The 25,434-nt window shown below is 69.3% G+C and carries 31 protein-coding genes and 1 tRNA gene; 16 read left to right on the top strand and 16 right to left on the bottom strand.

Annotated elements, in window-relative coordinates; genetic code table 11:
- Window positions 1-4: 4 nt before the first annotated feature.
- The 7 genes from soxB to BYZ73_RS06695 all read right to left on the bottom strand — a co-directional run bounded on the left by soxB (window position 5) and on the right by BYZ73_RS06695 (window position 5,432).
- Window positions 5-1,696 (bottom strand): thiosulfohydrolase SoxB, encoded by a 1,692-nt coding sequence (gene soxB, locus BYZ73_RS06725; protein WP_112315365.1) that lies wholly within the window; start codon window positions 1,694-1,696, stop codon window positions 5-7.
- A gap of 105 nt (window positions 1,697-1,801) precedes the next feature.
- Window positions 1,802-2,665: a sulfur oxidation c-type cytochrome SoxA gene (gene soxA / locus BYZ73_RS06720; protein WP_112315364.1), complete on the bottom strand. Its 864-nt coding sequence runs from the start codon at window positions 2,663-2,665 to the stop codon at window positions 1,802-1,804.
- 43 nt (window positions 2,666-2,708) lie between these two features.
- Complete coding sequence (gene soxZ / locus BYZ73_RS06715; RefSeq protein WP_112315363.1) at window positions 2,709-3,038, bottom strand: thiosulfate oxidation carrier complex protein SoxZ; 330 nt, start codon at window positions 3,036-3,038, stop codon at window positions 2,709-2,711.
- A gap of 19 nt (window positions 3,039-3,057) precedes the next feature.
- On the bottom strand, window positions 3,058-3,477 hold the full coding sequence (gene soxY / locus BYZ73_RS06710; RefSeq protein ID WP_108024745.1) for a thiosulfate oxidation carrier protein SoxY: 420 nt from the start codon (window positions 3,475-3,477) through the stop codon (window positions 3,058-3,060).
- Between the two features lie 40 nt (window positions 3,478-3,517).
- Window positions 3,518-3,994 carry a sulfur oxidation c-type cytochrome SoxX gene (gene soxX / locus BYZ73_RS06705; RefSeq protein WP_112315362.1) on the bottom strand — a complete coding sequence of 159 codons (477 nt, stop codon included), beginning with the start codon at window positions 3,992-3,994 and terminating at the stop codon, window positions 3,518-3,520.
- 114 nt (window positions 3,995-4,108) lie between these two features.
- Window positions 4,109-4,672, bottom strand: coding sequence for a thioredoxin family protein (locus BYZ73_RS06700; RefSeq protein WP_112315361.1), 564 nt, complete (start codon window positions 4,670-4,672; stop codon window positions 4,109-4,111).
- Between the two features lie 22 nt (window positions 4,673-4,694).
- Window positions 4,695-5,432 (bottom strand): cytochrome c biogenesis CcdA family protein, encoded by a 738-nt coding sequence (locus tag BYZ73_RS06695; RefSeq protein WP_075785476.1) that lies wholly within the window; start codon window positions 5,430-5,432, stop codon window positions 4,695-4,697.
- A gap of 67 nt (window positions 5,433-5,499) precedes the next feature.
- Between BYZ73_RS06695 and BYZ73_RS06690 the strand changes: the two genes are divergently transcribed.
- The 10 genes from BYZ73_RS06690 (at window position 5,500) to argF (ending at window position 13,097) form a co-directional block, all read left to right on the top strand.
- Window positions 5,500-5,886 carry a thioredoxin domain-containing protein gene (locus tag BYZ73_RS06690; RefSeq protein ID WP_181497982.1) on the top strand — a complete coding sequence of 129 codons (387 nt, stop codon included), beginning with the start codon at window positions 5,500-5,502 and terminating at the stop codon, window positions 5,884-5,886.
- A gap of 148 nt (window positions 5,887-6,034) precedes the next feature.
- Window positions 6,035-6,373: an ArsR/SmtB family transcription factor gene (locus BYZ73_RS06685; protein ID WP_108025080.1), complete on the top strand. Its 339-nt coding sequence runs from the start codon at window positions 6,035-6,037 to the stop codon at window positions 6,371-6,373.
- Window positions 6,374-6,424: 51 nt separating this feature from the next.
- On the top strand, window positions 6,425-7,471 hold the full coding sequence (locus BYZ73_RS06680) for a YeeE/YedE family protein (RefSeq protein ID WP_112315360.1): 1,047 nt from the start codon (window positions 6,425-6,427) through the stop codon (window positions 7,469-7,471).
- A complete protein-coding gene (locus BYZ73_RS06675) occupies window positions 7,468-8,199 on the top strand; it encodes a heparan-alpha-glucosaminide N-acetyltransferase (RefSeq protein ID WP_245943068.1) in 732 nt (243 codons plus the stop codon). Before BYZ73_RS06680 ends, BYZ73_RS06675 begins: the two co-directional genes overlap by 4 nt.
- A gap of 90 nt (window positions 8,200-8,289) precedes the next feature.
- Window positions 8,290-8,366 (top strand) — tRNA-Thr (locus BYZ73_RS06670).
- Window positions 8,367-8,902: 536 nt separating this feature from the next.
- Window positions 8,903-9,547, top strand: coding sequence for a PAQR family membrane homeostasis protein TrhA (gene trhA / locus BYZ73_RS06660; RefSeq protein ID WP_108024736.1), 645 nt, complete (start codon window positions 8,903-8,905; stop codon window positions 9,545-9,547).
- A 111-nt stretch (window positions 9,548-9,658) separates the two neighbouring features.
- Window positions 9,659-9,964 (top strand): hypothetical protein, encoded by a 306-nt coding sequence (locus tag BYZ73_RS06655; RefSeq protein ID WP_112315455.1) that lies wholly within the window; start codon window positions 9,659-9,661, stop codon window positions 9,962-9,964.
- Between the two features lie 4 nt (window positions 9,965-9,968).
- On the top strand, window positions 9,969-10,727 hold the full coding sequence (locus BYZ73_RS06650) for a DUF4336 domain-containing protein (protein ID WP_108024734.1): 759 nt from the start codon (window positions 9,969-9,971) through the stop codon (window positions 10,725-10,727).
- A gap of 256 nt (window positions 10,728-10,983) precedes the next feature.
- Complete coding sequence (locus tag BYZ73_RS06645) at window positions 10,984-12,174, top strand: aspartate aminotransferase family protein (protein WP_112315358.1); 1,191 nt, start codon at window positions 10,984-10,986, stop codon at window positions 12,172-12,174.
- Complete coding sequence (gene argF, locus BYZ73_RS06640) at window positions 12,171-13,097, top strand: ornithine carbamoyltransferase (protein ID WP_108024730.1); 927 nt, start codon at window positions 12,171-12,173, stop codon at window positions 13,095-13,097. The genes BYZ73_RS06645 and argF overlap by 4 nt, the downstream gene beginning before the upstream one ends.
- Window positions 13,098-13,319: 222 nt before the next feature.
- Here argF and hrpB read toward each other — a convergent pair whose 3' ends face one another.
- The gene (gene hrpB / locus BYZ73_RS06635; RefSeq protein ID WP_112315357.1) at window positions 13,320-15,761 is read right to left on the bottom strand and encodes an ATP-dependent helicase HrpB; all 2,442 of its coding nucleotides are present in this window, start codon (window positions 15,759-15,761) and stop codon (window positions 13,320-13,322) included.
- Window positions 15,762-15,883: 122 nt separating this feature from the next.
- Here hrpB and meaB point away from each other — a divergent pair, with 122 nt between their 5' ends.
- The 5 genes from meaB to BYZ73_RS06610 all read left to right on the top strand — a co-directional run bounded on the left by meaB (window position 15,884) and on the right by BYZ73_RS06610 (window position 19,167).
- On the top strand, window positions 15,884-16,867 hold the full coding sequence (gene meaB, locus BYZ73_RS06630; protein ID WP_112315356.1) for a methylmalonyl Co-A mutase-associated GTPase MeaB: 984 nt from the start codon (window positions 15,884-15,886) through the stop codon (window positions 16,865-16,867).
- An 18-nt stretch (window positions 16,868-16,885) separates the two neighbouring features.
- Complete coding sequence (locus BYZ73_RS06625; protein ID WP_112315355.1) at window positions 16,886-17,626, top strand: glutamine amidotransferase; 741 nt, start codon at window positions 16,886-16,888, stop codon at window positions 17,624-17,626.
- 127 nt (window positions 17,627-17,753) lie between these two features.
- On the top strand, window positions 17,754-18,041 hold the full coding sequence (gene rpmB, locus BYZ73_RS06620; RefSeq protein WP_075785056.1) for a 50S ribosomal protein L28: 288 nt from the start codon (window positions 17,754-17,756) through the stop codon (window positions 18,039-18,041).
- A gap of 246 nt (window positions 18,042-18,287) precedes the next feature.
- Window positions 18,288-18,638, top strand: a complete 351-nt coding sequence (locus BYZ73_RS06615; RefSeq protein ID WP_112315354.1) for a hypothetical protein — start codon at window positions 18,288-18,290, stop codon at window positions 18,636-18,638.
- Window positions 18,639-18,684: 46 nt separating this feature from the next.
- Window positions 18,685-19,167: a copper chaperone PCu(A)C gene (locus tag BYZ73_RS06610; protein WP_112315353.1), complete on the top strand. Its 483-nt coding sequence runs from the start codon at window positions 18,685-18,687 to the stop codon at window positions 19,165-19,167.
- Between the two features lie 48 nt (window positions 19,168-19,215).
- On the opposite strand, the gene BYZ73_RS06605 is transcribed toward BYZ73_RS06610, so the two are convergent.
- Complete coding sequence (locus BYZ73_RS06605; RefSeq protein ID WP_112315352.1) at window positions 19,216-19,923, bottom strand: NAD-dependent deacylase; 708 nt, start codon at window positions 19,921-19,923, stop codon at window positions 19,216-19,218.
- A 42-nt stretch (window positions 19,924-19,965) separates the two neighbouring features.
- Between BYZ73_RS06605 and BYZ73_RS06600 the strand changes: the two genes are divergently transcribed.
- Complete coding sequence (locus BYZ73_RS06600) at window positions 19,966-20,418, top strand: low molecular weight protein-tyrosine-phosphatase (RefSeq protein ID WP_112315351.1); 453 nt, start codon at window positions 19,966-19,968, stop codon at window positions 20,416-20,418.
- Between the two features lie 11 nt (window positions 20,419-20,429).
- Here the strand turns inward: BYZ73_RS06600 and BYZ73_RS06595 are convergent, their stop codons facing one another.
- The 7 genes from BYZ73_RS06595 to BYZ73_RS06565 all read right to left on the bottom strand — a co-directional run bounded on the left by BYZ73_RS06595 (window position 20,430) and on the right by BYZ73_RS06565 (window position 25,106).
- A complete protein-coding gene (locus BYZ73_RS06595) occupies window positions 20,430-21,386 on the bottom strand; it encodes a 2-hydroxyacid dehydrogenase (RefSeq protein WP_112315350.1) in 957 nt (318 codons plus the stop codon).
- Entirely contained in the window at window positions 21,386-21,724 is a 339-nt protein-coding gene (locus tag BYZ73_RS06590) for a tRNA-binding protein (RefSeq protein ID WP_112315349.1), read from the bottom strand. The genes BYZ73_RS06595 and BYZ73_RS06590 overlap by 1 nt, the downstream gene beginning before the upstream one ends.
- Window positions 21,721-22,542 carry a pyrroline-5-carboxylate reductase gene (proC, locus tag BYZ73_RS06585; protein WP_112315348.1) on the bottom strand — a complete coding sequence of 274 codons (822 nt, stop codon included), beginning with the start codon at window positions 22,540-22,542 and terminating at the stop codon, window positions 21,721-21,723. Before proC ends, BYZ73_RS06590 begins: the two co-directional genes overlap by 4 nt.
- 33 nt (window positions 22,543-22,575) lie before the next feature.
- Window positions 22,576-23,079 carry a type III secretion system chaperone family protein gene (locus tag BYZ73_RS06580; RefSeq protein ID WP_108024708.1) on the bottom strand — a complete coding sequence of 168 codons (504 nt, stop codon included), beginning with the start codon at window positions 23,077-23,079 and terminating at the stop codon, window positions 22,576-22,578.
- Between the two features lie 423 nt (window positions 23,080-23,502).
- On the bottom strand, window positions 23,503-23,745 hold the full coding sequence (locus BYZ73_RS06575) for a thioredoxin family protein (RefSeq protein WP_108024705.1): 243 nt from the start codon (window positions 23,743-23,745) through the stop codon (window positions 23,503-23,505).
- A 12-nt stretch (window positions 23,746-23,757) separates the two neighbouring features.
- Window positions 23,758-24,819, bottom strand: coding sequence for a permease (locus tag BYZ73_RS06570; protein WP_112315347.1), 1,062 nt, complete (start codon window positions 24,817-24,819; stop codon window positions 23,758-23,760).
- Window positions 24,816-25,106 (bottom strand): ArsR/SmtB family transcription factor, encoded by a 291-nt coding sequence (locus BYZ73_RS06565; protein WP_108024701.1) that lies wholly within the window; start codon window positions 25,104-25,106, stop codon window positions 24,816-24,818. Before BYZ73_RS06565 ends, BYZ73_RS06570 begins: the two co-directional genes overlap by 4 nt.
- Window positions 25,107-25,434 lie beyond the last annotated feature (328 nt).

Raw genomic sequence — 25,434 nt, 5'->3', positions numbered from 1 at the left:
CCGCTCATGCGCCGCTGACCACGACCGACGTGTTCGGATCGACCCGGACCGTGCCCTGACGCTTGACGTAGCTTTCGACCACCTCCCAGATCGGCGGTCCCTCGGTGCCCTCGCCCACGCTGGCCCAGCCCGAGACCACGTAGGACCGGGCCGGATCGACCGGCTCGCCGGTCTTCAGCAGCGTCATGTCGGTGATGCGGCTGCCCTGGGGCTTGGTGACGTCGATCCGGTAGCCCATGCCGCCGACCCGGACCATGTCGCCGCCCTGCTGGTAATAGGGATCGGGGTTGAAGAGGTTGTCGGCCACGTCCTCCAGGATCGTGTGCAGCATTTCGCCCGTCATCTCGGAGCGGTAGGCGTTCGGATAGGTCATGGCGGTCGCGCTATACAGATCCTCGCGGGTGATCGGATCGCCCGGCAACAGGCTCGGCCCCCAGCGGAAGCCGGGGCTGAGCGCGATATCGGCCTCGCGCTCGTCGATCAGTGCGTTGCAGATCAGATCGTCCCAGGTGCCGTTGAAATTGCCCCGCCGGTAGAGAAGCCCGTCGGTCGTGCCCAGCACCTCGGCCATCTCGTCGCGGTAGGGCGCGCGTTCGCGTTCGATCAGCGCGGCCATCTCGGGATCGGGGGCGATCGCGTCCGAGAAGACCGGGATCAGCTTGTGCCGAAAGCCCATCATCCGCCCCTCGCGCACGTCCAGATCGAGCCGGGTGACGAACTTGCCGTTCGAGCCCGAGGCGATCAGAAGGGTTTGCCCCACCATCACCGGCTCGGGCAGCGCGTCATGGGTGTGGCCGGTCAGAATCACGTCGATGCCGGGCACGTTGCCGGCCATCTTGCGGTCGACATCGAAGCCGTTATGGCTGAGCACCACCACCAGATCGGCGCCCTTGCCGCGGACTTCCTGCACGACCTCGGCCATGCGCTCTTCGCGGACGCCGAAGCTGAGGCCGGGGAACATCCATTTCGGGTTGGCGATGGGCAGATAGGGGAAGGCCTGGCCGATCACCGCGATCTGCGCGCCGCCCCGTTCGAACATCCTGTAGGGCTCGTAGGCGGGCTCGTCCCATTCGGCATCGAAGATGTTGGCACCGAGGAAGGCGAAGTCGAGCCCGTCCACGATCTCGGTCACCCGGTCGACGCCGAGGGTGAATTCCCAGTGGCTGGTCATCGCGTCGGGTTTCAGCAGGTTCATGGCGTTGACCATGTCCTGCGCATCCGAGCGCAGGCAGGTATAGGACCCGTGCCAGGTGTCGCCGCCATCGAGCAGCAGCGCCTCGGGCCGGTCCGCGCGAATGGCGTTGATCACCGTCGCCACCCGGTCGAGGCCGCCCATCCGGCCATAGCCCTTCGCCAGCGAGACGAAATCGACATAGCTCAGCGCATGGGCCTCGGGCGTGCCGGCGGGGATGCCGTAAAGCTTGAGGAAATCGGCGCCCGTCACATGGGGCGGCTTGCCGGCCGCGGCGCCGACGCCGATATTGATCTCGGGTTCGCGGAACCACACGGGCACCAGCTGGCCGTGGATGTCGGTGACATGGATGAGCGTCACGTTGCCGAAGGTGTCGAACTCCAGCAACCGGTCCTGAGTCAGCGCCTGCTGAGCCGCAAGCCGCGCCCAGTTTCCCGCGCCGGACGCGCCCCAGACCGCCGAGGCGGCCAGCGCGGCCTGCAGGAAATCCCTTCGCGAAATCATCGTCTCGACATCCTTTCCGGGTCGCGGCCCGCGCATCACATGCACGAAACCGAATGTTTCAGATCGGACAAGGCCCGCGCCGGATCAGCGGCGCGGGCCCCGGGATCAGTTGCGGACGGACGGTCCTTCGACCGACAGCCCGTTGCCGCGCGAGGCGACGTAAAGCTCCAGCGCCACGAATTCGGGCGAGCCGACCGCGAAGGGCACGCCGCGGGTGTCGCGGATGCAGCCCTTGAACCGGTCCTGCACGGCATTGAGCTTGGTGTTCTTCAGCCGGTAGCTGGGAAAGCCGTTGATCTGGCCCTGACTCAGATGGTCGGCGCGGATGTAATGGTCGAAATACTGCTCGTGGCAATTCGCGCAGGACAGGTCGAGCTGGCCGTAGCGGGTGTAGTAGATGTCCTTGCCCTTTTCCCAGGTCGACTGGGCCGGGCCGTCGATGGCCACATCAACCGGCATCCCGCGCGAGACCGAGGCGATCAGCGCGACCATCTGGGTCATGTCGTCGCCGATGTATTTCCATTCGTCGGCACCCATGCGCGAGGTGCGGCAGGCATTGATCATCTGCTCGACCGTGCGGACCTCGCCCGCGCTTTCGACCCATTTCGGGTAATGCGCGCGGACCCCCAGCATGCCCTCGTCGACCGCGCCGTGGCAGTCGGCGCAGGCCTTGCCCTCGGTGCCCTCGGGCGTGTCCCAGACCTCGCGCGCGGCCTCGACGAAGATCATGCCCGGATTGTCGAAATCGTCCATCTCGAGCGCCTGGGTATCGTCGGTGCGAAAGGTCCAGCCGGACCGGATCTCGTCGAGATGGCCTTCGAGATGGGGCGGCGCGGCGGTGCGGGTGACGATCTCGAGATCGCCGTTGATGATCAGCGGATCGTCCGGCCCGGCCCAGGCGGCCCCGCCGCCCAGCAGGGCGCCGCAGGCCAGCGCCGCGGCCATGCCCGTCAGTCTGTTGGTCTTCATCTGCTCCCCTCCCTCGAAACAGCGCGCCTGAGGCGCGGGCGGCTCAGCCGATGGCGATCGACTTCACGTCCTCGTAGACCGACCCGTCATCGTCATACCAGGTGAACACCATGTCGCCCGCCTCCGGGATCACCGCGTCGAACTCGAAATAGGGATTGGTCGAGATCGCCGGGGCCAGCGCCACATCGACCACGTTCTGGCCGTTGAAGGCCACGGTGAAGCGGTTGATGATCGAGCGCGGAATGGGGGTGCCGTCGCTGTCCTTGCGCTGGCCGGATTCCATCTGGTGGCTGATCAGGGTCTTGATCACCACGGTTTCGCCCGCCGCGGCCGTCTTCGGGGCCTTGACGCGGGGCTTGACGCCTTCTGCCATGTGCTTTCCTCCTCTCGTCTCAGCCGCCGCAGCCGCCGATGGTGACCTTCACGGTGTTCGCCGCGCGCTGGAAGCTGCCATCGCCCATCTTCGCGATGGCGATCACGTCCTGGGTGCCGCCCAGCCGGATGCGGGTCGACAGGCGCTGCGCGCCCGCGAGCGGGCCGAAGCTGACCCGCGCCACGTCGGGCGTCGGGTTGGCCGAGGCCAGAACCAGGATCTCGACCGCGCCGGGGGCGCTGACCTCGATCGGGACGGTGTTGCCGTTTTCGGCGATCTCGGGCGTGGTCAGGGTGATGCCCCCCTCGCCCATCGCGGCGCCGCCGGTGAATTCGGCGATCTTGTCATCGGCGGCCGCGCGCAGCGCGCGTGCCGGAAGCATCAGCGCGGCGGCGAGCCCCGCGCCCAGCGCCATTGCGCCTCGTCTGGTGAACTCCATCTCTTCCTCCTTGCTCAGGCGCGCCCGGTGGCCGGGGCGGTCATTGCGTCAGCGTCATCAGATAGGCGACGACATCCTCGATCTGCGCGGCCGTCATCAGCGGCTGGATCTCGCCCTCGATGGGTTTCGAGGTGAACTCGATGCCCGGGCGGTTGAAGCCCTCGACCCGGTAATAGGCGGGCATCACGGTCTCGGGGAACACGTTCTTGGAATTGACCAGGATGCCCCGGATCATCGCCTCGGAATAGCGCGTGGCGACCCCGTCGAGCGACGGGCCGACCGTGCCGGGAAACGGCGCGTCGGACATTTCGGTGACCTGATGGCAGGCGATGCAATTGGCCACCGTGCGGTCGGTCATCAGGCTGCGCCCGGCCGCCGGATCGCCCGGCGCATCGGTCAGCGGCGCCGCCACATGACCCTGCCCGTCGATCGCGACGTCGCGCGGCGCCACCTCGGATGCCAGCCCCGCGCCCGTCCAGACGGCAAGGCAGACGGCGGTCAGACCCACCTTTCTCATCGCTGAGACTCCTCCCTTTTCTCTCCCTTGACCCAACTGTAGCGGAGCGGTCCGGCGCGACGCAACAACAAATATAGTTTTTTGCATACGACTTTCCGGCACCCCCTGCCCCGGTCAGTTGGACGGGTCGGCCATGGTGCGGGCCACGTATTTCTGGAAATGCTCGTCGCCCTCATAGCCGCGGTCGAGCACCCATTGCAGCAGCGCCCGGGTCGTGCCCTTGCCGAAGGCGCCGGGCATGGTCGCAACCGCCGCCTGGGCCGCGGTGCCGCCTTCGGGGGCGGTTTCGGGCATGAACATCAGCGTGGGCGTGAACATCACCCCCCAGCGCGTCGCCATCTCTTTCTCGGGCAGCACGGTGCCGTCGAAATCGGTCACCTCGACATCGCCGAACAGGTTCATCTGCACGACGAAATAATTCTGGCGGATCAGCGCCTCGATCTCGGGATCGGGGAACACCTCCTCGTGCATCCTGGTGCAGTAGATGCAGCCGCGCTGTTCCCAGATCACCAGCATCCGCCGGTTCTCGGCCGCGGCCTCGGCCAGGTCCTCGCGCATGTCGCGGAAAGTGTCGCGCAGCCAGTCGGGCTTGTGCAACCCGTCATCGCCCATCGGCGAGGCCAGCACCGGGGCTGCAAGGGCCGCAAAGCCCGCGGCCAGAAGCGTCGTCAGTTTCATGGTTGTCCTCCCTGAAGCATGCTCAGCCGAGCGTGGTGAACCACGGCACGGTGTCGATCAGCACCTGCGCGAGGTAGCCGACCGAATTGGTGGCGATGAGCACGGCGAAGACGACCAGCATCACCCCCATCGCCTTTTCCACATGGCCCAGATGCCGCCGGTTGCGCTGCATCCAGGCCAGGAACGGCCGGGCGAAGGCCGCGGCCAGCACGAAAGGCAGCGTCATCGCCAGCCCGTAGACCAGCAAGAGAAGCGCCCCCCGGGCAATGTCGCCCATGCCGCTGGCCACCATCAGGATCGCGGCCAGCGCCGGGCCCACGCAGGGCGTCCAGCCAAAGCCGAAGGCCAGCCCCATCAGATAGGCGCCCAGCACCGTCGTCGGCTCGGCCCGGCTTTCGATCCGCGCCTCGCGATACAGCAGCGGAATGCGCAGGATGCCGAGGAAATGCAGCCCGAACAGGAACAGCATCGCCGCCGCGACATAGCTGAGTTCGTCCTTCCATTCGCGGAAGCCCTGCCCCAGCGCCGTCGCCCCCATGCCCAGAAGCACGAAGATCGAGGTCACGCCCAGCGCAAAGGCGATGGCCGACACCACCAGGCGCCGCACCGCGCCGGGCGGGATTCGGTCGGACCCGCGCAGCTCGGTCATCGAGATGCCCGCCATGTAACACAGATAGAACGGAACGATCGGCAGGATGCAGGGCGACAGGAAGGACAGAAGCCCCGCCAGCGCCGCACCCCCGTAGGAAATCTCCAGCATCACAGCCCTCCCTTGCCGATGACGCGAAAACATATTACGATTTGTCTATGTGATAGGATAGCCCAAAATGAAACCTGACCTTGCGGCATGGATCTGCGCGGCGGGGCTGGCGCTGATCGCCGGGTCGGCCGTGCGCGCCGATCTGGCGCTGGGGATGGTCGAACGCACGGGCTGTGCCTATTGCGTGCTGTGGAACCGGGAAATCGCGCCGATCTGGCCGAAGACCCGCGAAGGCCGCACCGCCCCCTTGCGCCGGATCGATCTGGACGCCAAGCTGCCAGAGGACGTGCGACTTGTCTCCAGACCCCAATACACGCCGACCTTCGTGCTGTTGCGCGACGGGGTCGAGATCGGTCGTCTCGAAGGCTATCCGGGCGAGGATTTCTTCTGGGGCCTGATCGGAGCCATGGTGCAGGGACAGCCCGAATGGGCGCAGACGGACGAGGGTGAGTGAGGATGAGCAAGCGGCAGGCCGGACCCCGAGGCGCGGCGGGCGCGGCCGCAACCGGGGAGAAGACGGGGCTTTGCTGATGCCCCGCGATGCGATGGCGACAGAGGCTGCCCCGCCCGAGGACGATGGTCGCGACGACACCTTGCCGTCGATGGATGAGGTGCAGGCCGAGGATATGGTCCAGCATGCCGAAACCGCGTCGAGCTTTCTGAAAGCGCTGTCGCATGAGGGTCGGCTGATGATCCTGTGCCATCTGTCGACCGGCGAGAAATCGGTGACCGAGCTGGAAACGCTTCTGTCCTCGCGCCAGGCGGCGGTCAGCCAGCAACTGGCGCGGCTGCGGCTTGAGGGGCTGGTGTCCTACCGGCGCGAGGGCAAGGCGATCTACTATTCGCTGGCCGACGAACGGGCGCGTCGGCTGCTTGAGCTGATGCATGACATGTTCTGCACTGCCAAGGCGCCGCCCCGGGCGGCGACGGGGCGCGACTGACGAAGGAGGCGGGCGCCCGCAGAGGCGGCCCGGCCGAGGGGGGAAGACGCGATGGAGACGATACCGCCGGGCGCCCTGGCCGCGCTGATCGGCCTTGTCACCGGCTCGGTGCTGGGGCTTGCCGCCCGGCTGGGCGATTTCTGCACGCTCGGCGCGCTCGAGACCGCGGTCTGGGGCGGCGACCAGCGGCGGCTGCGGATGTGGGGCGTGATCCTCGGCACCGCCATCGCCGCGACCTCGCTGCTGGCCGCCGCGGGCCAGATCGACACCGGCGCCACCATCTATCACGCGATCCGCTGGAACCCCACGGCCAGCGTGCTGGGCGGGGTGACCTTCGGCTATGGCATGGCACTGGCAGGCAATTGCGGATTTGGCGCGCTGGCGCGGTTCGGCGGCGGCGATCTCAGGTCGCTGGTGATCGTGGTGGTGATCTCGATCTTCGGCTTCGTCACCCTGTCGGGCCCGCTGGCGCCCCTGCGCGATCTGGCCTTCCCGCAAGAGCCCTCGGACGGGCTGCAAAGCCTGACGGTCTCGGCCGCGCAGGTGACCGGTCTGCCCGCGCTGGCCGTAGCTCTGGCAATTGCCGCCGCAGCCTTCGGCTGGGGCATCCTGCACAGGCCGATGCGGTCCGAGCCGCATCGGATCGGCTGGGCGGTCGCGGTCGGGCTGGCGGTGACGGCGGCGCTGTGGGGGACCTCGGCGATCAGCCACGCGACGCTCGGCGCGGTCGCGGTCGAGGGCCATACCTTCACCGCCCCGCTGGGCCGCACGCTTTTGTGGATGATGACCTCCTCGGCGGGCGGGCTGTCGTTTTCCGTCGGCTCGGTTCTGGGGGTTCTGGCGGGCGCCTGGCTCGGGTCGCGCCGCAAACGCTCGTTCCGCTGGGAGGCCTGCGAGGACCCGCGCGAGCTGGGCCGTCAGGTCGGCGGCGCGGCGCTGATGGGGGTCGGCGGCGTGGTCGCACTGGGCTGTTCGGTCGGCCAGGGGATCACCGCCTTCGCGACGCTGGCCTGGTCGGCGCCGGTCACGCTGGCGGCGATTTCGGCGGGCGCGGTTTTCGGGCTGCGCCGGCTGATCGCGGGGTTCCAGCCCGATTGACCGGACCGGCCCGCCCCCTGCCCCGCATTGCCGCCATCGACCTCGCCCGCAGCGCGGCGCTTCTGGGCATGGCGGTCTTTCATTTCAGCTACGATCTCGAGATGTTCGGCCACCTGCCGCCGGGCACGGTCGTCTCGGGCGGCTTCCGGGTGCTGTCGGTCACGGTCGCGGCGGCCTTTCTGGCGCTGGCCGGGGTCAGCCTTCAGCTGGCCCATGGCGCGCGCGTCCGCCCCCGCGCCTTCCTGTACCGCCTGCTGCGGATCGCGGCCGCGGCCGGGGCGGTCAGCCTCGGCACCTGGGCGGTGTTTCCCGACGCCTTCGTCTATTTCGGCATCCTGCATGCGATCGCCGCCGCGAGCCTTCTGGGGCTTTTGCTGCTGCGCCTGCCGCCCCTCGTCCCGGCGCTGCTGGCGCTGGCGGTCCTGCTGCCCCCCCGCCCGGCCCCGATCCCGGATCTCGCATGGCTCGACTGGACCGGGCTGACCGCGACCCCGCGCCCGAGCGTCGATTTTGAGCCGGTCTTTCCCTGGGTGGCCGCCTTCCTCGCCGGGATGGCACTGGGCGGGCTCGCCCACCGCCACGGGCTGTGGGACCGGCTCTCGGGGTCGCCCGGCCGCCTGACCCGCTGCCTGGCCTGGCCCGGGCGGCACAGCCTTGCGATCTATCTGATCCATCAGCCGGTGCTGATCGCGCTCGTCTGGGGCCTGACCCGGATCGGCCTGTCCTAGCGGCTGCGGCCGGTCCCGGCCGCGCACCGACGATCCCGCGCATCCCCGATTGCCAGCCCGGGACCCATCGTCTAAACCTGCATGGGCATTGCCCTCGTAGCTCAGTTGGCCAGAGCAGCGCTCTTGTAAAGCGAAGGTCCGCGGTTCGAATCCGTGCGGGGGCACCAAACATAATTGATTACATTGAGAAATTTGGCGATACGCCCCGCCAGCATACCACCCAGGATACCAGCCGGTCCTCATTTGACCTGCGCCTCGGGCCAGCGATGGAAGGTCGCGCGGCTCAACCCATGCAAGGCCGCTGCCCCGGGCTGCTCGATATCCCCTGGATGCGGGACGCGCACTCCGGCGACGCCGCGCCTTGCGCGCAGACCCAGGTGCAGCTCGCCGCGGCCCTCGGCCCCAAGCGTTCGCCCCCCCCCGAGCGAGATCCTCGTGACGAGCTGGCTTTGCGAGCGCCTCAAGCGCCGCCCGGAACCTGCGAGGCGGTGGCCGCGGTCGCCGGAGGCGGGATCTTGGCCGGACCTCAATACGGGGGCATCCAGAGGTCCATTCGTCCTCGGCATGACCAAGGCGCTGATCGACAGGAGCACAGTCGATGGCCTTCGGCCTCACATGACTCCACGTGCCATTTTGACGCAGCATTAACCCATGCTAGCTTAACCTTTCCCAAACGGGGGCCATCGACGACCGGGAGACCGTCATGCTGGACGATTTTCGCGCCTATACCCGCGCCGAGCGTCTGTCCGACGCCGTGGTGCATGTGACCGGACTGGCCGCTGTGGCCATCGGGGTGCCCATTCTCGTGATCCTGGCCATCCTGATCCGCGGCGACACGCCCGCGGTGCTGGGCATTGCCGTCTATGGGGCGGCGCTTTTCGCCATGATCGGGTTTTCGGCGCTGTACCACATGGTGCGCCATCCGGACTGGACGCCGGTCTTTCGCCGGTTGGACCATTCCGCCATCTACTGGAAGATCGCGGGCACCTACACGCCCTTCACGCTGTTGTCGGGCCATGGGGTGACTTTGCTGGCCGGGCTCTGGGCGGCGGCCGTGGCGGGCACCGGGCTGCGCGTCTTCGCGCCCTACCGGTTCCGCGCGGTGAACCTCGCGCTTTACCCGGCCATGGGCTGGGCCGGGGCGGTCGCGGGCTGGAGCATGTTCGCTACCCTGTCGCCCCCGGTGCTGGGCCTCGTGATCGCGGGAGGCGTGCTTTATACGGTCGGCATGGTCTTCTACCTGTGGGAACGGCTGCCCTATCACAACACCATCTGGCATGTCTTCGTCCTGGTCGCGAGCATGCTGTTCTTCGCCGCCATCACGACACACGTGGTCCAGACCGCCTGATCCTGCGCCGCCCTGCCCGGTTGCGGCGGCCTCTCCGTCTGCGCTATTGTCGCGCAAAGAAACGCGTCCGGAGTCGTAAGAGCAGACCGCCACCGGACCAGGAGAGCGATGATGACAGTGAAGCCCCTTGCGATTGCGGCCGTTCTGGCCAGCATTTCCGCCTTTGCCGCCGAAGCCGGACAGATCGAGCGCGCCTGCCTTTCCTCGGGGCGCCCGGGCGTCACCCGAGGCCTCTGCGGCTGCATCCAGCATGCCGCCGACATCACCCTGACCCGTGGCGACCAGAGCCGCGCCGCCGGGTTCTTCCGCGATCCGCATCGGGCCCAGGTGGTCCGCCAGTCCGACCGCCGGAGCGACGAAGAATTCTGGCGCCGTTACCAGCTCTTCGGCGACACCGCAGCCGCCTATTGCAGCTAGGCCGATGGCAGGACGCGGCGACGGGCTTTATCCTCCGCTGTCGGTGCCAAAGCCGCTGGGGCGCGAGCTGTGGGTCGTCGACGGCCCGGCGATCAGCTTCTACGGCATGCCCTTTCCCACCCGGATGTGCGTGGTGCGTCTGCCCTCGGGCGGGCTCTGGCTGCATTCGCCGATCAGGCCCGACGAGGACCTGATCGCCCAGGTCGAAGCGCTGGGGCCGGTCGCGCATCTGGTGGCCCCGAACGCGCTGCACTACGCCTTTCTGCCCGCCTGGGCCGCCCGCTTTCCCGAGGCCGCGGTCCATGCCGCGCCCGGCGCGGCCGAACGCGCCGCCCGGCATGGGCTTGTCTTTCCGGACCACGCGCCGCTTGGCCCCCGCGCGCCCGAGGCCTGGCGAGGCATGATCCGTCAGCGTCTGGTGCCGGGGCATCCCTTCCTGAAAGAGGCGATCTTCTTTCACCGTCCGTCGCGCACGCTGATCCTGACCGACCTGATCGAGGCGTTCGAGCCCGCCCGGCTGGGTCCGTTGATGAAGATTGCCACCTGGATCGGCGGCATCCGCAGCCCCGGCGGCACCCCGCGCGACGCCCGGCTGACCTGGGCCGACAGGGCCGCAGCCGCGGCCGTCCTGCGCGAGGCCATGAGCTGGGAGCCGGACCGGGTGATCATGGCCCATGGCGCACCGATCGAGACCGATGTCGCGGCGCGGCTGCGCCAGGCCTTCGCCTGGGCGCTTGGCCCTGAGGCGGACGCCCGGGCCTGACCGGCGCGCGAGGCCCTCTGTGCCGCAACGGCGCATCTGGACAGAGACCGGTTTTCCCGCTAAAGGCGCAGCCCATGACCTGTTGCGTTCATATCCCTGCGCGCCGACGCCGCCGCCGTTTCTGAGACGGCCGCCTGCGCGTGCGCCCACGCGACACCACCTCCCCCCCCCCGCGCCCCGGCGCATTTCCGAAGACATTGACACCCCGTCCCGCCCGAGGCACCCATAGGGCCTCTTTTTCCGAAGGATTTCCCAGATGATCCCGTCCGTCCTGCCAACCTATAACCGCGCGCCGCTCAGCTTCGAGAGCGGCGAGGGCTCCTGGCTTGTCGCGACCGACGGCACCCGATACCTCGACCTCGGCGCCGGGATCGCGGTCAACGCGCTTGGCCATGCCAACCCGGCGCTGGTGGCGGCGCTGACCGCCCAGGCGAACCGGATCTGGCATCTGTCGAACCTCTACCACATCCCCGAGCAGGAGGCGCTGGCCGACGCGCTGGTCGAGAAGACCTTCGCCGACACGGTGTTCTTCACCAATTCGGGGACCGAGGCCTGTGAACTCGCCGTCAAGATGGCGCGGAAATACTGGTACGACAAAGGCCAGCCCGACCGGGTGAACATCGTCACCTTCTCGGGCGCCTTCCACGGCCGGTCCTCGGCCGCCATCGCGGCGGTGGGGTCCGAGAAGATGACCAAGGGGTTCGGGCCGCTTCTGCCGGGCTTCATCCACCTGCCCTTCGGCGCCCATGGCTCGGTGCTGCAGAACGCCATCGACGACACCGTCGCGGCCATTCTGGTCGAGCCCGTCCAGGGCGAGGGCGGCATCCGGCCCCTGCCCGATGCCTGCCTCAAGGGCCTGCGCGATCTCTGCGACGAGACCGGCGCGCTGCTGATCTATGACGAGGTGCAATGCGGGATGGGCCGGACCGGCAAGCTGTTCGCCCATGAATGGTCGGGCGCGGCACCCGATATCATGATGATCGCCAAGGGGATCGGCGGCGGCTTTCCTCTGGGGGCGGTGCTGGCCACCGAGGCCGCCGCGGCGGGCATGACGGTCGGCACCCATGGCTCGACCTATGGCGGCAACCCGCTGGCCTGTGCTGTCGGCAAGGCCGTGCTCGACATCGTCGCCGAGCCCGCCTTCCTCGACGAGGTGAACCGCAAGGCCGGGCTGTTCCGGCAGCGGCTCGAGGGGCTGGTCGCGAGCCATCCCGACATCTTCGAGGAGGTGCGCGGCGCGGGGCTGATGCTGGGGCTGAAATGCCGGGCCGCGAATACCGATCTGGTGCAGGCGGGCTATGCCCAGCACCTGCTGACGGTGCCCGCGGCTGACAATGTGGTGCGGCTGCTGCCGGCGCTGACCATCACCGATGACGAAATCGCCGAGGCGGTGACCCGGCTCGATGCGGCCGCCACGGCCGTCGCAGCCAAGGAGGCCCGGGCATGACCCATTTTCTCGATATTGCCACGACCGAGCCCGCCGATCTGAGGGGGATCCTCGACAAGGCCCTGGCGATGAAGCGGGCCCGCGCCGGGCGCAGCAAGGGCGCGCCCGATGACGACCGGCCGCTTGACGGGCGGATGGTGGCGCTGATCTTCGAAAAGCCCTCGACCCGGACCCGGATCAGCTTTGATGTTGGCGTGCGGCAGATGGGCGGAGAGACCATGGTGCTGTCCGGCAAGGACATGCAGCTGGGTCATGGCGAGACCATCGCCGACACCGCGCGGGTGCTGTCGCGCTATGTCGACCTGATCATGATCCGGACCTTCGAGGAGGCGACGCTGCAGGAGATGGCGGATTATGCCAGCGTGCCGGTGATCAACGGGCTCACGAACCGCACCCATCCCTGCCAGATCATGGCGGACCTGCTGACCTTCGAGGAACATCGCGGGCCGATTGCCGGGCGCAAGGTGGTCTGGTCGGGCGACGGCAACAATGTCTGCGCCTCGTTCATCCAGGCCGCCGGGCAGCTTGGCTTCGATCTGACCTTCACTGGCCCCGCGACGCTCGACCCCGAGGCCGTCTTCGTCGAAGCGGCGCGGGCGAAGGGGGCGACCGTCACCATCGAGCGCGATCCGCTGAAGGCTGTCGAAGGCGCCGATCTGGTGGTGACCGACACCTGGGTGTCGATGCACGATCCGCAATCGGCGCGCGAGCGGCGGCATAACCAGCTGCGCCCCTATCAGGTGAACGAGCGGCTGATGGAAGCGGCGAAGCCCGATGCCCTGTTCATGCATTGCCTGCCCGCGCATCGCAACGAGGAAGCCACCAATGCGGTGATGGACGGGCCGCATTCGGTGATCTTCGATGAGGCCGAAAACCGGCTGCATGCCCAGAAGGCGGTGATGCGCTACTGTCTCGGCGTTTAGGACCCGGCAAGCGGGGCGCTCCCGCCCCCGGATCCGCACGGGGCTGCGCCCCGCTTGTCCGGCGTTGGGCCGGGCCGCGCGCGTTCCGCGCGCGGCGCCTCCGGCGGGGGTATTTGGCCCAAGAAGACGGGACGGGGCGCATTCCGAGGCGACGGCCGACCGGCCGGAGCCGAGACAAGAGCCTTGCGCCGCACGGCGCTCCGTCTTGCAAGCGCTGTTTCGTCAGTTCCGGCGTTTGGTGCGGAGCGTCGGGTCGGCGGCGGTCGGGTCCTCGGGCCAGGGATGGCGGGGATAACGGCCGCGCATCTCCTTGCGCACATCGGCATAGCTGGTCGCCCAGAAGCCCGGCAGGTCCATGGTGACCTGGACCGGGCGACTGCCCGGCGACAACAGCGTGATCCGGAGCGGCAGGCGCCTGGGGCCGACCGTCGGGTGCCGGGTCACGCCGAAAAGCTCCTGCAGGCGCAACTCGATCCCCGGGGCCTCGGCGTCGTAGTCGATGGGGATCTTCCGCCCCAGCGGCGTTTCGAAACTGGCAGGCGCGAGGCGATCGACCATCTGCCGCGCCTCCCAGTCAAGGCGGCCGGTCAGTGCGGGCAGCGGGTCGAAGCGTTTGAGGTCCTCCGCCGTCCTGAGCCCGCCCAGATGGGGCAGCAGCCAGTCCTCGAGGTCCGCCATCAGACCCGCATCGGAGAAATCGGGCAGATCCGCGCCCTCGGCGCGCAAAAGCTCGACCCGTGCGCGGAAACGGCGCGTCGCATCGGTCCAGGGCAGGCCGAGGCTGCGGACGCCCTCCAGCATCGCGCGGGCCACGGCCTCGGACGGAGCGTCGGGCCAATTGCGGTTGTCAAGCACCAGCGCGCCGAAGCGTTCCTGCCGCCGCGCGGTTACCCGGGCCTCGCGCCGGGACCAGGCGCAGACGTCCTGCCAGGCGATGGCCGGGCCATGCACGGCGCGCAAATCCGCCTCGGACAGCGGGGCGGCCAGGCGCACGCGTGCCTCGCGGGTGTCGCCGTCGAGATCGAGCGCCACGATCAGCCGCTGGCCCGCCAGCGGATCGGCCGGATCGATCACCGCCCCCTTGCCGCCGGACAGCACATAGCGCGGGTCATCGCCCTTCCGCCGCAGCCCGATCCGGTCGGGATAGGCCAGCGCCGCCATCTCGCCCGGGCCCATCGCGCGGGGGGCGTCGGGCGCCTGTGCGGCGAGACGTTTGGCCTCGGTCCGGATCCGGGCCAGCGCGCCCCGGTCGGGCGGCACCGGGGTCGGCGCCGTCGGGTCGGCGATGCAGCGCAGGCGCAGCGCCAGATCGCTGCCCGCCCCGCGCAGCGGATCGCGGTCGGACAGGAGCGCGGCCAGAGGCGCCGCCTGACGGCCGGCCGCAAGCAGCATGTGTCCGAGCCGGGGATGCAGCGGCAGCGCCGCCAGCGCCTTGCCATGCCCGGTGATCCGCCCGGCGGCGTCGAGCGCGCCGAGCCCGGCAAGCAGCGCCCGCGCCTCGGCGAAGGCACCCGGATTGGGCGGCGTCAGGAAGGCCAGATCCTCGGGGCCGGACGCCCCCCAGGCCGCCAGTTCCAGTGCCAACCCGGTCAGGTCTCCCGCCTCGATCTCGGCCGGAGGATAGGCGGCCAGCGCCCCTTCTTCGCCCTTCGTCCAGAGCCGGTAACAGACGCCTTCGGCCACCCGCCCGGCCCGGCCGCGGCGCTGGTCGGCCTCGGCCCGGGTGACCCGTTCTGTCACCAGCCGCGACATGCCCGAGTTCGGATCGAACCGGGCACGCCGGGCGCGGCCCGCATCGACCACCACACGGACATCCTCGATGGTCAGCGAGGTTTCGGCAATGGCCGTCGCCAACACCAGCTTGCGGCCCTCACGCGCGGGCCGGATCGCGGCCTGCTGTTCGGCGAAGGGCAGCGCGCCATAAAGCGGGCGGATCGCGCAGTCGGCGGGCAACCGCCCCTGCAACGCTGCGGCACAGCGCCGGATCTCGGCCTCGCCGGGCAGAAAGACCAGAACGCCGCCTTTAGTCTCGGCCGCGGCCTGGGCCACAAGATCCGCCGCCGCCTCGGCCAGCCGCGCGCCCTTCGGCAGGGGCGCCGGCAGCCAGCGGGTCTCGACCGGGAAGGCCCGGCCCCCGGAGGTCACGACCGGTGCGTCCTCCATCAGCGCGGCGACCGGGGCCGCATCGAGCGTCGCCGACATCACCAGCAGGACCAGATCGTCGCGCAGCGCCTGGCGTGCCTCCCAGGCCAGCGCCAGTCCCAGATCGGCACTCAGCGAGCGTTCGTGAAACTCGTCGAAGATCACCGCACCGATGCCCTCGAGCCCCGGATCGGACTGGATCATCCGGGTCAGGATGCCTTCGGTCACGACCTCGATCCGGGTGGCGCGGCCGGTCTTCGCCTCGCCCCGGATACGGTAGCCCACGGTCTGGCCGACCGGCTCGCCCAGGGTCTCGGCCATCCGTTCGGCGGCGGCGCGCGCGGCCAGGCGCCGCGGCTCGAGCATCACGATCCGTCCCGCCGTCAGCCCGGCCTGCAGGATCGCCAGCGGCACCCGCGTGGTCTTGCCCGCCCCGGGCGGCGCCTGCAATACGGCGCGGCCCGCACGGGCGAGGGCCGCGGTCAGCTCGGGCAGGACGGCGTCGATGGGCAAGGGCGTCATGCCCGCCTTATGGGCCAAACCGCCGCGCCGGGCCAGAGGGCGCGGCAGCCCGACCGGGGGGCTGGACAGCCGGGCCCCGGCAGGGCAAGACAGGGGCCGCCCCTGACGACCCGGAGCCGCCGATGACCCCAGACGAGCTTGCCCCCCGCATCAAGTCCGGCGAACGCCGGGCGCTGGCCCGGGCGATCACCCTGATCGAAAGCGGCCGCGAGGATCACCGCGCCCAGGCGCAGGAGCTTCTGAACCTTCTGGCCGACGCGCCCGGCCAGGCGCTGCGGATCGGGCTGTCGGGCACGCCGGGCGTCGGCAAGTCGACCTTCATCGAAAGCTTCGGGATGATGCTGACGGCCGAGGGCCACAAGGTCGCGGTGCTGGCGGTCGATCCTTCCTCGGCGCGCTCGGGCGGGTCCATCCTCGGCGACAAGACCCGGATGGAACGGCTGAGCCGCGAGCCCAATGCCTTCATCCGCCCCTCGCCCAGCCAGTCGGCGCTGGGCGGCGTCGCGCGCCGCACCCGCGAGGCGGTGGCGCTGTGCGAGGCGGCGGGTTTCGGCATCGTGCTGATCGAGACGGTGGGGGTCGGCCAGTCCGAAACCATGGTGGCCGAGATGACCGATCTTTTCGTGCTGCTGATGGCGCCCGCGGGCGGCGACGAACTGCAGGGGGTCAAGCGCGGCATCATGGAAATGGCCGACCTGATCCTTGTGAACAAGGCCGATGGCGATCTGAAACCCGCCGCCGAACGCACCCGGGCCGATTACGCGGGCGCGCTGCACCTCTTGCGCCGCCGCCCCCAGGACCCCGAGGGCTTCCCCAAGGCGGTCGCGGTCTCGGCGGTCGAGGACCGCGGCCTGCGCGAGGCCTGGGACGACATGCAGACGCTTGCCGAGTGGCGCCGCGCCCATGGCCATTTCGACGCCCGCCGTGCCGCCCAGGCGCGCTACTGGTTCACCGAAGAGGTCCGCCGCGGCCTGCTGGCCCGGCTTGACCGCGACCCGGCGATGCGGGCGCGCATGACGGATCTGGGCGAGAAGGTCGCGGCCGGCGAGCTGACCGTCGCCCATGCCTCGGCCGAGATGCTGGCAGCCCTCGGCGTCACCGCCTGAGCCTGCGGAGGGCGCCCCATGAAGCCCTTCCTGATCCTTCAGCTGCGCCCCGAAACCGAAGCCGCCGACGACGAATACGCGGCCTTCCTGCAGAAAGGCAGGCTCGCCCCCGAAAACGCCTGCCGCCTGCGGCTCGATTGCGAGCCGCTGCCCCCGGGTCTCACGCTCGATGCCTTTTCGGGCGTGATCGTGGGCGGCGGCCCGGGCTGCATCTCGGACGGCGAGGCCGCGAAATCCGAAACCGACCGCCGGATCGAGGCCGCGATCCTCGGCCTTCTGCCCGAGATCACCGCCCGCGACCTGCCGTTCCTCGGCTGCTGCTACGGCATCGGCCTTCTGGCCCATCATCTTGGCGCGCCGGTGGCCAAGGGCCGCTTTGGCGAACCGGTCGGCGCCACCACCTGCCGCCTGACCGAGGCCGGGCGCGCCGACCCGCTGACCCGCAACCTGCCCGACACCTTCGCGGCCTTCGTCGGCCACAAGGAGGCGGTCGAGGCGCTGCCTGCCGGCTGTGCCCATCTGCTGGCCTCGGACCCCTGCCCGTTCCAGATGATCCGCCACGGCGCCAATGTCTACGCCACCCAGTTCCACCCCGAGGCCGACAGCGCAGGCTTCGAGCTGCGGATCCGGATCTATCGCGACCGGGGCTATTTCCCGCCCGAGGCGGCCGACGACCTGATCGCGCTTTGCCGGGCCCAGGCGGTCGACTGGCCGGAAACCATCCTCGCCCGGTTCGTCGCGCGCTTTGCCCACCCGTGATCCGGCGGAGCCAAGGCCGGGGATGAATCGCTTGACCTCGCCCCCTCTTCCCCCTATTAGGCCCGGACGGATTTCTCGGCGCTGCCTTTGCGGCGTCGGTCGCTTTATCGAAACGAGGATATGAACCATGTCGCGCGTCTGCGAACTGACCGGCAAAGGGCCGATGACCGGCAACAATGTCAGCCACGCCCATAACAAGACCAGGCGCCGGTTCCTGCCGAACCTCAACGAGGTCACGCTGATCTCCGACGTTCTGGGCCGGGCGTTCAAGTTCCGCGTGTCGGCCGCCGGCCTGCGCACCGTCGATCACCGTGGCGGTCTGGACAACTTCCTGGCCAAAGCCCGCGACGCCGAGCTGTCGGACAAGGCCCTGAAGGTCAAGAAAGAGATCGAAAAGGCCCAGGCCACCGCCTGATCCGGCGCGACCGGCCTGCCTTGCGACATTGCTTGACGGCCCCGCACCCGCGGGGCCTTTCGCGTTTCCCCTTTCTTCTTGGCGCAAATACCCCCGCCGGAGGCGCCGCGCGCTTGCGCGCGGCCGGGCCCAAGGCCGGGCAAGCGGGGCGAAGCCCCGTGCGGGCCGGAGGCGGGAGCCCCCCGCCCCGGCTCCCTTTGGCGAATCCGGATCGCGCCGGGCCTCGAGTCGTTCTAGGATCGCGCCATGACCCGGCTCCGCCCCGCCTTCGGCCTTGGCCTTGCCCTCCTGCTGGCGCTCACCTCGCTGAGCCTCGCGGCGGCGCGCGCCACGCCGCGCCCGGTGGACCGGATCGTGCTCTGCACCGGTTTCGGCCTGCAGACCGTCGAGATCGACGCAACCGGCCACCCGGTCGGCGCGCCCCATATCTGCCCCGACGGTCTGGCGGCGCTGGCGGCTCTTGCCCTCTCGCCTCCCGTGCTGCCGCTGCGGACGCTCCGCGCCCGGCCGCTTGGCCGCCGCAGCCACGCGCCCGCGCCCTGCGGACGCCGCCCGCCAAAACCCCGGTCGCGCGCGCCTCCCGCTTTCATCGCCTGACCCCGACGACCCTTGTTTCAGACCTTGAAGGACCAGGAGGCCAGCGATGTCCCTGAAAACCACCCTTGCCGCGAGCCTGATCGCGCTCGCTCCCGCCCTGCCCGCCGCCGCGGGCGATATCGCCGTCGAAGGCGCCTATGCCCGCGCCTCGTCGATGATGGCGCAATCCGGCGCCGCCTTCATGACCCTCGTCAATAGCGGCGCCACCGACGACCGGCTGATCGCGGCCGCCTCGGACGCCGCCGACCGGGTCGAGTTGCACACCCATGTCTCGGACGCCAATGGCGTGATGCAGATGATCGAGGTCAAGGAGGGCTTCCCGGTGCCCGCCCATGGAAGCCACGAACTGCGCCGGGGCGGCGATCACGTGATGCTGCTGGGACTGACCCGCTCGCTGACCGAAGGCGACAGCGTCCACCTGACGCTGACCTTCGAACAGGCCGGCACGGTCGAGGTCGACGCCCCGGTCGAGGTCGTCCGCCAGCCGATGGGCGGCCAGATGGGCTCGCGGCCGGCCATGGGGAACTGACAGGCCGGGACAGAACCCGGCGCTGGGGGCCGAACGGCCCCCGGCATGTCATCCCCTTGTCAGCTCGTTCAGACACTCCTCGACCCAGACCGGCACGATCCCCGAGGCCGGACCGTGCCGCACCCGGTCGAAATCGCTGACCGTCTCGGAGGGCTCCAGGTTCAGCTCCAGCGTCTCGGCCCCGGCGCGCGATGCATCCTGCACGAAGGCCGCCGCCGGATAGACATTGCCCGAGGTGCCGATCGCCACGAACAGATCGGCCGACCGCAGCGCCTCCCAGATCTCGTCCATGTAATAGGGCATCTCGCCGAACCAGACGATGTCGGGCCGGGTCGCGGGCGCGCCGCAGGCGGGGCACGGATCCTCGGCCCGCATCACCGGCGGGGCCGCCCAATCCGCGCCGCAGGCCGCACAGCGCGCCCGCGCCAGTTGCCCGTGCATGTGCCAGACCGCGCGGCTTCCGGCGCGCTCGTGCAGATCGTCGACATTCTGGGTCACGATCCGGACCGCCCCCGGCGGCAGCGCGGCCTCGAGCCGGGCCAGCGCCAGATGCACCGGGTTCGGCGCCGCCTCGGCCGCATTCCGGCGGCGCGCATTGTAGAACTCCATCACCAGCGCGGGGTTGCGGGCAAAGCCCTCGGGCGTCGCCACGTCGTTCAGGTCGTAGCGGGTCCAGAGCCCGTCCACGTCGCGAAACGTGCCAAGCCCGCTTTCGGCCGAAATCCCGGCCCCGGTGAGAATCACGATCTTGGTCATCGGGCGTACCTCCGCTATCCCTCAGAGCAAAAGGAGGCCGCCATGACCACCCGAATCCTGTTCGTCTGTCTGGGCAATATCTGCCGCTCGCCGACCGCGCACGGGGTCTTTCAAACCCTGGCCGAGGCCGAAGGGCTGGCGGTCGAGGTCGAAAGCGCGGGCACCGGCGGCTGGCATGTGGGCGATCCGCCCGATCCGCGCGCGATCCGTGCCGCGGCCGGGCGCGGCTATGACCTTACCGCCTTGCGCGCCCGGCAGGTCAAGGCGGCCGATTTCGCGGCCTACGATCTGATCCTCGCCATGGACCGCTCGAACCTCACGGCCCTGGAACGGATGCGCCCCATCGACAGCGAAACCCCCGTCAGGCTGTTTCTCGACTTTGCCGACGCTGCCCGCGACGAGGTGCCCGACCCCTATTACGACGGCAGCTTCGATCTGGTGCTGGATCTGGTCGAGGATGCCTCGCGCGGGCTCATCCGCCATCTGGCGGGCTGAGCCCCGACCGCTCAGCCGACCGGATTGGGCAGCGGCCGGCCGTCCAGATGGGCGCGGATATTCTCGACCGCCATCATCCCCATCGCGGTCCTGACCTCCAGCGTCGCCGTGCCCAGATGCGGCAGCAGCGTCACGTTCTCGCGGCGCCTTAGCGCCTCGGGCACCTCGGGTTCGAATTCGTAGACATCGAGCCCCGCCCCCGCGATCTTGCCCGCCTCGAGCGCCGCGATCAGCGCCGCCTCGTCGACCACCTCGCCGCGTGAGATGTTCACGAGATGCGCGGTGGGCTTCATCGCCGCCAGCACGCCGGCCCCGATCAGATGCCGGGTCGCCGCCCCGCCCGGCACCGCCGAGACGAGGATATCGGCCTCGGCCGCCAGCGCCTCGGGACTGCCCAGTGCCCGGGCCGGGAAATCCAGATCCTTCGGGCTGCGGGTATGGTAGAGAACCTCCATGCCGAAGCCGAAATGACAGCGCCGGGCGATGGCCTGCCCGATATTGCCCATGCCGAGAATGCCGACAGTCCGGCCGGTGACATGCAGGCCCAGCATCTGGGTCGGATGCCAGCCCTGCCAGTCGCCCGCGCGCACCAGCCGTTCGCCTTCGCCCGCGCGGCGGCAGGTCATCAGGATCAGCATCATGCCGATATCGGCGGTCGCATCGGTCACGGCGCCGGGCGTGTTGGTGACGGCCACCCCGGCCGCCTTTGCCGCCGCCACGTCGATATGGTTGAAGCCGACGCCGAAATTGGCCAGCAGGCGCGCGCGGGGCGCAGGCACATCGGCAAAGACCCCGGCCGAGAACGCGTCGCCCAGCGTCGGCAGCACGATGTCGTAATCCGTCAATGCCGCGCGCAGCTCGTCGGGTGACAGCGGCAGCGTCGACGTGCGGAACTCGGGTTCGCCCAAGGCCCGGACCGCCTCGGCGACCGTCCCGGGCATCGGGCGGGTGACAAGGATCTTCACCATCAGAACATCCGCCCGCCAATCGGCACGTCCTTGTCGGGCACGATCAGCACGACCTCGCCGTTTTCGTCGGGCAGGCCCAACACCAAGACCTCGGACCGGACCTTGCCGATCTGCCGCGGCGGGAAGTTGACCACCCCCAGCACGCGGCGGCCCGGCAGATCCTCGGGCGTGTAATGGGCCGTGATCTGGGCCGAGCTTTTCTTCTCGCCGATCTCGGGGCCGAAATCGACCCAGAGCTTGATCGCGGGCTTGCGCGCCTCGGGATAGGGCTCGGCCCGGGTGATCTGGCCCACGCGGATATCGACCTTGAGGAAATCGTCGAAGGAAATCTCGCTCATGCGCCCAGTTCCTTGCCGCGCCGGGTCGCGGCCGCGACCGCCTTTTCCAGAAGCGGCGGAAAGCCGGTCTCGGGGTCCATCAGCACCGCCAGCGCCGCCGCCGTCGTGCCGCCCGGCGAGGTCACGTTGATGCGCAGCTGGGCGGGATCCTCGGCAGCCTCCTCGGCCAGCTGCCCCGCCCCCGCGACCGTGACCCTGGCCAGTTTCATCGCCATTTCCGGCGGCAGGCCAGCGGCTTCGCCCGCTTTGGCGAGCGTCTCTATCAGGTGGAACACATAGGCGGGCCCCGAGCCGGAAACGGCCGTCACCGCATCCATCTGGCTTTCGTCGTCCAGCCGCACCGTTTGTCCCACGGCCGACAGAAGCGTCTCGGCCAGCGCCAGCCCGGCCTCGTCGACCTTGGCGTTGCCGATCAGCGCGGTGATGCCGCGCCCGACGGCGGCGGGGGTGTTCGGGATGGTCCGCACCACCGGCGCCCCGGCCCCCAGCCGGTCCGCGAAATAGCCCAGCGTCTTGCCCGCCGCGATCGAGACGAAAAGCGTCTGCCCATCGGCAAAACCCGCAACCTGCGGCAGCGCCTCGTCCATCAGCTGCGGCTTGACCGCGATCAGCACCAGCGCGGGCGCCTCGGGCAGGTCCTCGTTGAGGTGAAGCCCCTCGGCCGCGCGGGCGCGCAGCCAGTCGGACGGGTGCGGGTCGATGGCCCAGACCGCGCCCGCGGGCAGGCCGCGTTTCAGCCAGCCCTCGAGCAGCGCAGAGCCCATCTTGCCGCAGCCCAGAAGCACCAGCCCCCGGGCGGAAAGGTCGTCGAATTGCATGGTCGCCCCCTTTACGCCTGTCGGGGCGCGAGGTTAGGCGCGCCCGAAGGCATCCGCAATGGCCACCTGCAAGGCATTGGCGGGCGTGCGGTCGGCCCAGACCACCAGCTGGAAGGCCGGGTAGAACCGTTCGCAGGACGAGACCGCCGCCTGGATCAGCTGATCGACCTGTTCGGGGCTGGCGGTCTGCCCGCCCGACAGCATCAGCCCGTGGCGCCAGACCATCAGCCGCTGGTCGCGCCAGAAGGTGAAGGCCCCGGCCCAGCACATGTCGTTGGTGGCGTTGAGCGCCTCGTAAAGCGCGGGCAGCCGTTCGGGCGGCGGCTCCATCTCGAAGGTGCAGATCAGTCGCAGGGTCTCGTCGAAGCCCGACCAGGCGAGCGTGATCGAATAGGTCCGCCACTGGCCCACCACCGCCATCGCGATCTGGTCGTCGGCGACCCGGTCGAATTCCCAGTCGTGATGCGATGCGAGGGTCTCGACGAGGTCGATGGGGTGGATCTCGTCGCTCAGCAGGAAGTCTTCGGAAGTTCGCATGCCCGGCCTCTTTGTTTTCTAGCCCAAGCCGACCCGAGGCCCACTAGGCTTTGGTTCCTGCTCTAGGTCCGGGGTGATATCCCCGTCTCCTCACAAAATATGGTGAGGGGAAAGCCGGAGGCTGTAAAGCGAATTTTTGTTAAGATTGAACGACGCACCGCAATATCTTGTGGACAACCGGGGCGGCGCGAAACGGGGCTTCGGATCGGGACGAGCCGGCGTTGAGGCCCGGGGCATCGGCCCGGCAGAACGCCTCCCCCTGCCCGGCGAGCCCTGGAACGGACCTGATCGTCGGGCGGTCGGTCCGCCCCTGAAAACCGCTGGCGCGAAGCGTTCAGGCCCGTCGCGGGACCGTCGCGAAGGCCATCGAGGGGAAAGGCGGCCGCGCTCTGCGGCGCTGACGGGTCGACGCCCCCGGCCGGATCAGGATGATTCCGAAAGCCAGCCTTCAAGCCTGCCCGCATCCGGCAGGCCTCCGGAATGAACCAGCTTGCCATTGACGGAAACGCCCGGCGTGGACATCACGCCCGCCATGGCGATGGATCTGGGATCGGTGACCTTTTCGACATCCACCTCGATCCCGAGTTTCGCTGCGGCCTCCCGGACCATCGCGGCTGTTGTTTCGCAGCGTTTGCATCCGGGGCCGTAGACCTTGACGGTTTTCATGATGGCGTCCTTTCAGAAGAGCACGTTGAACAGAAAACCGACCGCCAGAATGCCGCTGGCCACGACACCGATGAAGACGGCGATCAGGCGCAGCGTCAGCACCTGCCGAAGAATGATCATCTCGGGCAGGGAGAGCGCGATCACGCTCATCATGAAGGCCAGGACAGTGCCCAGAGCGGCGCCCTTGCCCAAGAGCGCCTCGACGATGGGAATCACACCGGCGGCGTTCGTGTACATGGGAATGCCCAGGATCACGGCGGCGGGCACCGACCACCAGGCGTCCGCACCCATGATCCGCACCATCAGGTCCTCGGGCACATAGCCGTGGATCACCGCGCCGAGGCCGATGCCGAGGACGATCCAGAGCCAGACCTTGCCGAAGATCTCGCGCACCGCCTCGATGCCGTGCCTGTAGCGGTCGGCCATGGACAGCCGCTCGCCCGCGACGCCTCCCGGGGCGGCGGCGCCCGAATGGATCTCGCGCACCCAGTCCTGCAACCAGCCTTCCAGCCGCAGCTTGCCGATGACGACGCCCGCCAGGATGGCGATGCCCAGCCCGAAGGCCAGATAGGCCAGCGCCACCTGCCAGCCGACCAGGCCGAAGAGCAGGACCAGCGCGACCTCGTTCACCATCGGCGCGGCGATCAGGAAGGAGAAGGTGACGCCCAGAGGCACGCCCGCCGAAACAAACCCGATGAAGAGCGGCACGGCCGAGCAGGAACAGAACGGCGTGAAGATCCCCAGCCCCGCCGACAGGACATTGCCGGCGCCCTCGCGTTTTCCCGACAGCAACGCGCGGGTCTTTTCGGGCGAGAAATAGCTGCGCACCACGCCCATGGCGAAGACGATCAGCGTCAGCAGCAGCATCACCTTCGGCACATCGTAGAAAAAGAAGGCCAGAGCCTCGCCGGCGTGACTATGCCGGTCCACCGGAACCTGTCCGGAGAGGCGTTCCGCAAGCGGGCCGAGCAGGTGATAGAGAAGCCCCCACACCAGGACCGCCCCGGCAACGCCGAGGTGCCACGGCCATTCATGTCGGGGCCGACGGATCGGTGGAGCGGCCCCAACGTTCATGCCGCGCTCCGTTCCCCGTCCGCGGAGGCGGCAAGCGCGGCCGCGACGATGGCGCGAATCCCCGCGGGCATGTCGGGGTTCAGGCGATAGCGGACCCATTGCGCGTCGCGGCGGTCGGTGACCAGCCCGGCCTGCTTGAGCACCTTCATGTGCCGCGACATCCTGCTTTGGGTGGCATCGAGCCTGGCCATCAATTCGCAGACGCAATGCTCCGACCCGTCCTCGAGCAGGCGCATCGCCTCCAGCCGGGTGGGCTCGGCAAGGGCTGCGAGACTGGACAGCACCATGGGTCACCTCCGTTCATGCGCATTTGCGCATGAACGGCAGCATACGTCCTTGACATGGCTCAATCCGTGCGGCATGGGCCGGGCCGACAGCGCAGGGGTCAGGCGGGTCGGCGGCGCCGGGTTTTCCGCCGCGTCCTTCCGTTCTCCGGACATGAGAAACCCGCGCCGGGGCGCGGGTCGGGCAGGTCGGAGCTGTCGAGGTCCGGAGGCGGATCAGGTCTTAAGGCCAGCCTGGAGGGCGTCGTTCTTGCGGAAGAGCGTATCGTGGCGTTCATGGGTCAAGGCGGTGGCGGCGGGGGTCATGCCGGCCTTCTCGACCCGGACCTCG

This window comes from Rhodovulum viride (genome assembly GCF_003265965.1).
Taxonomy (GTDB): Bacteria; Pseudomonadota; Alphaproteobacteria; order Rhodobacterales; family Rhodobacteraceae; genus Rhodovulum; species Rhodovulum kholense.
Note: the sequence above shows the minus strand (reverse complement) of the source record. Positions and strands in the feature narration are given on the sequence as shown.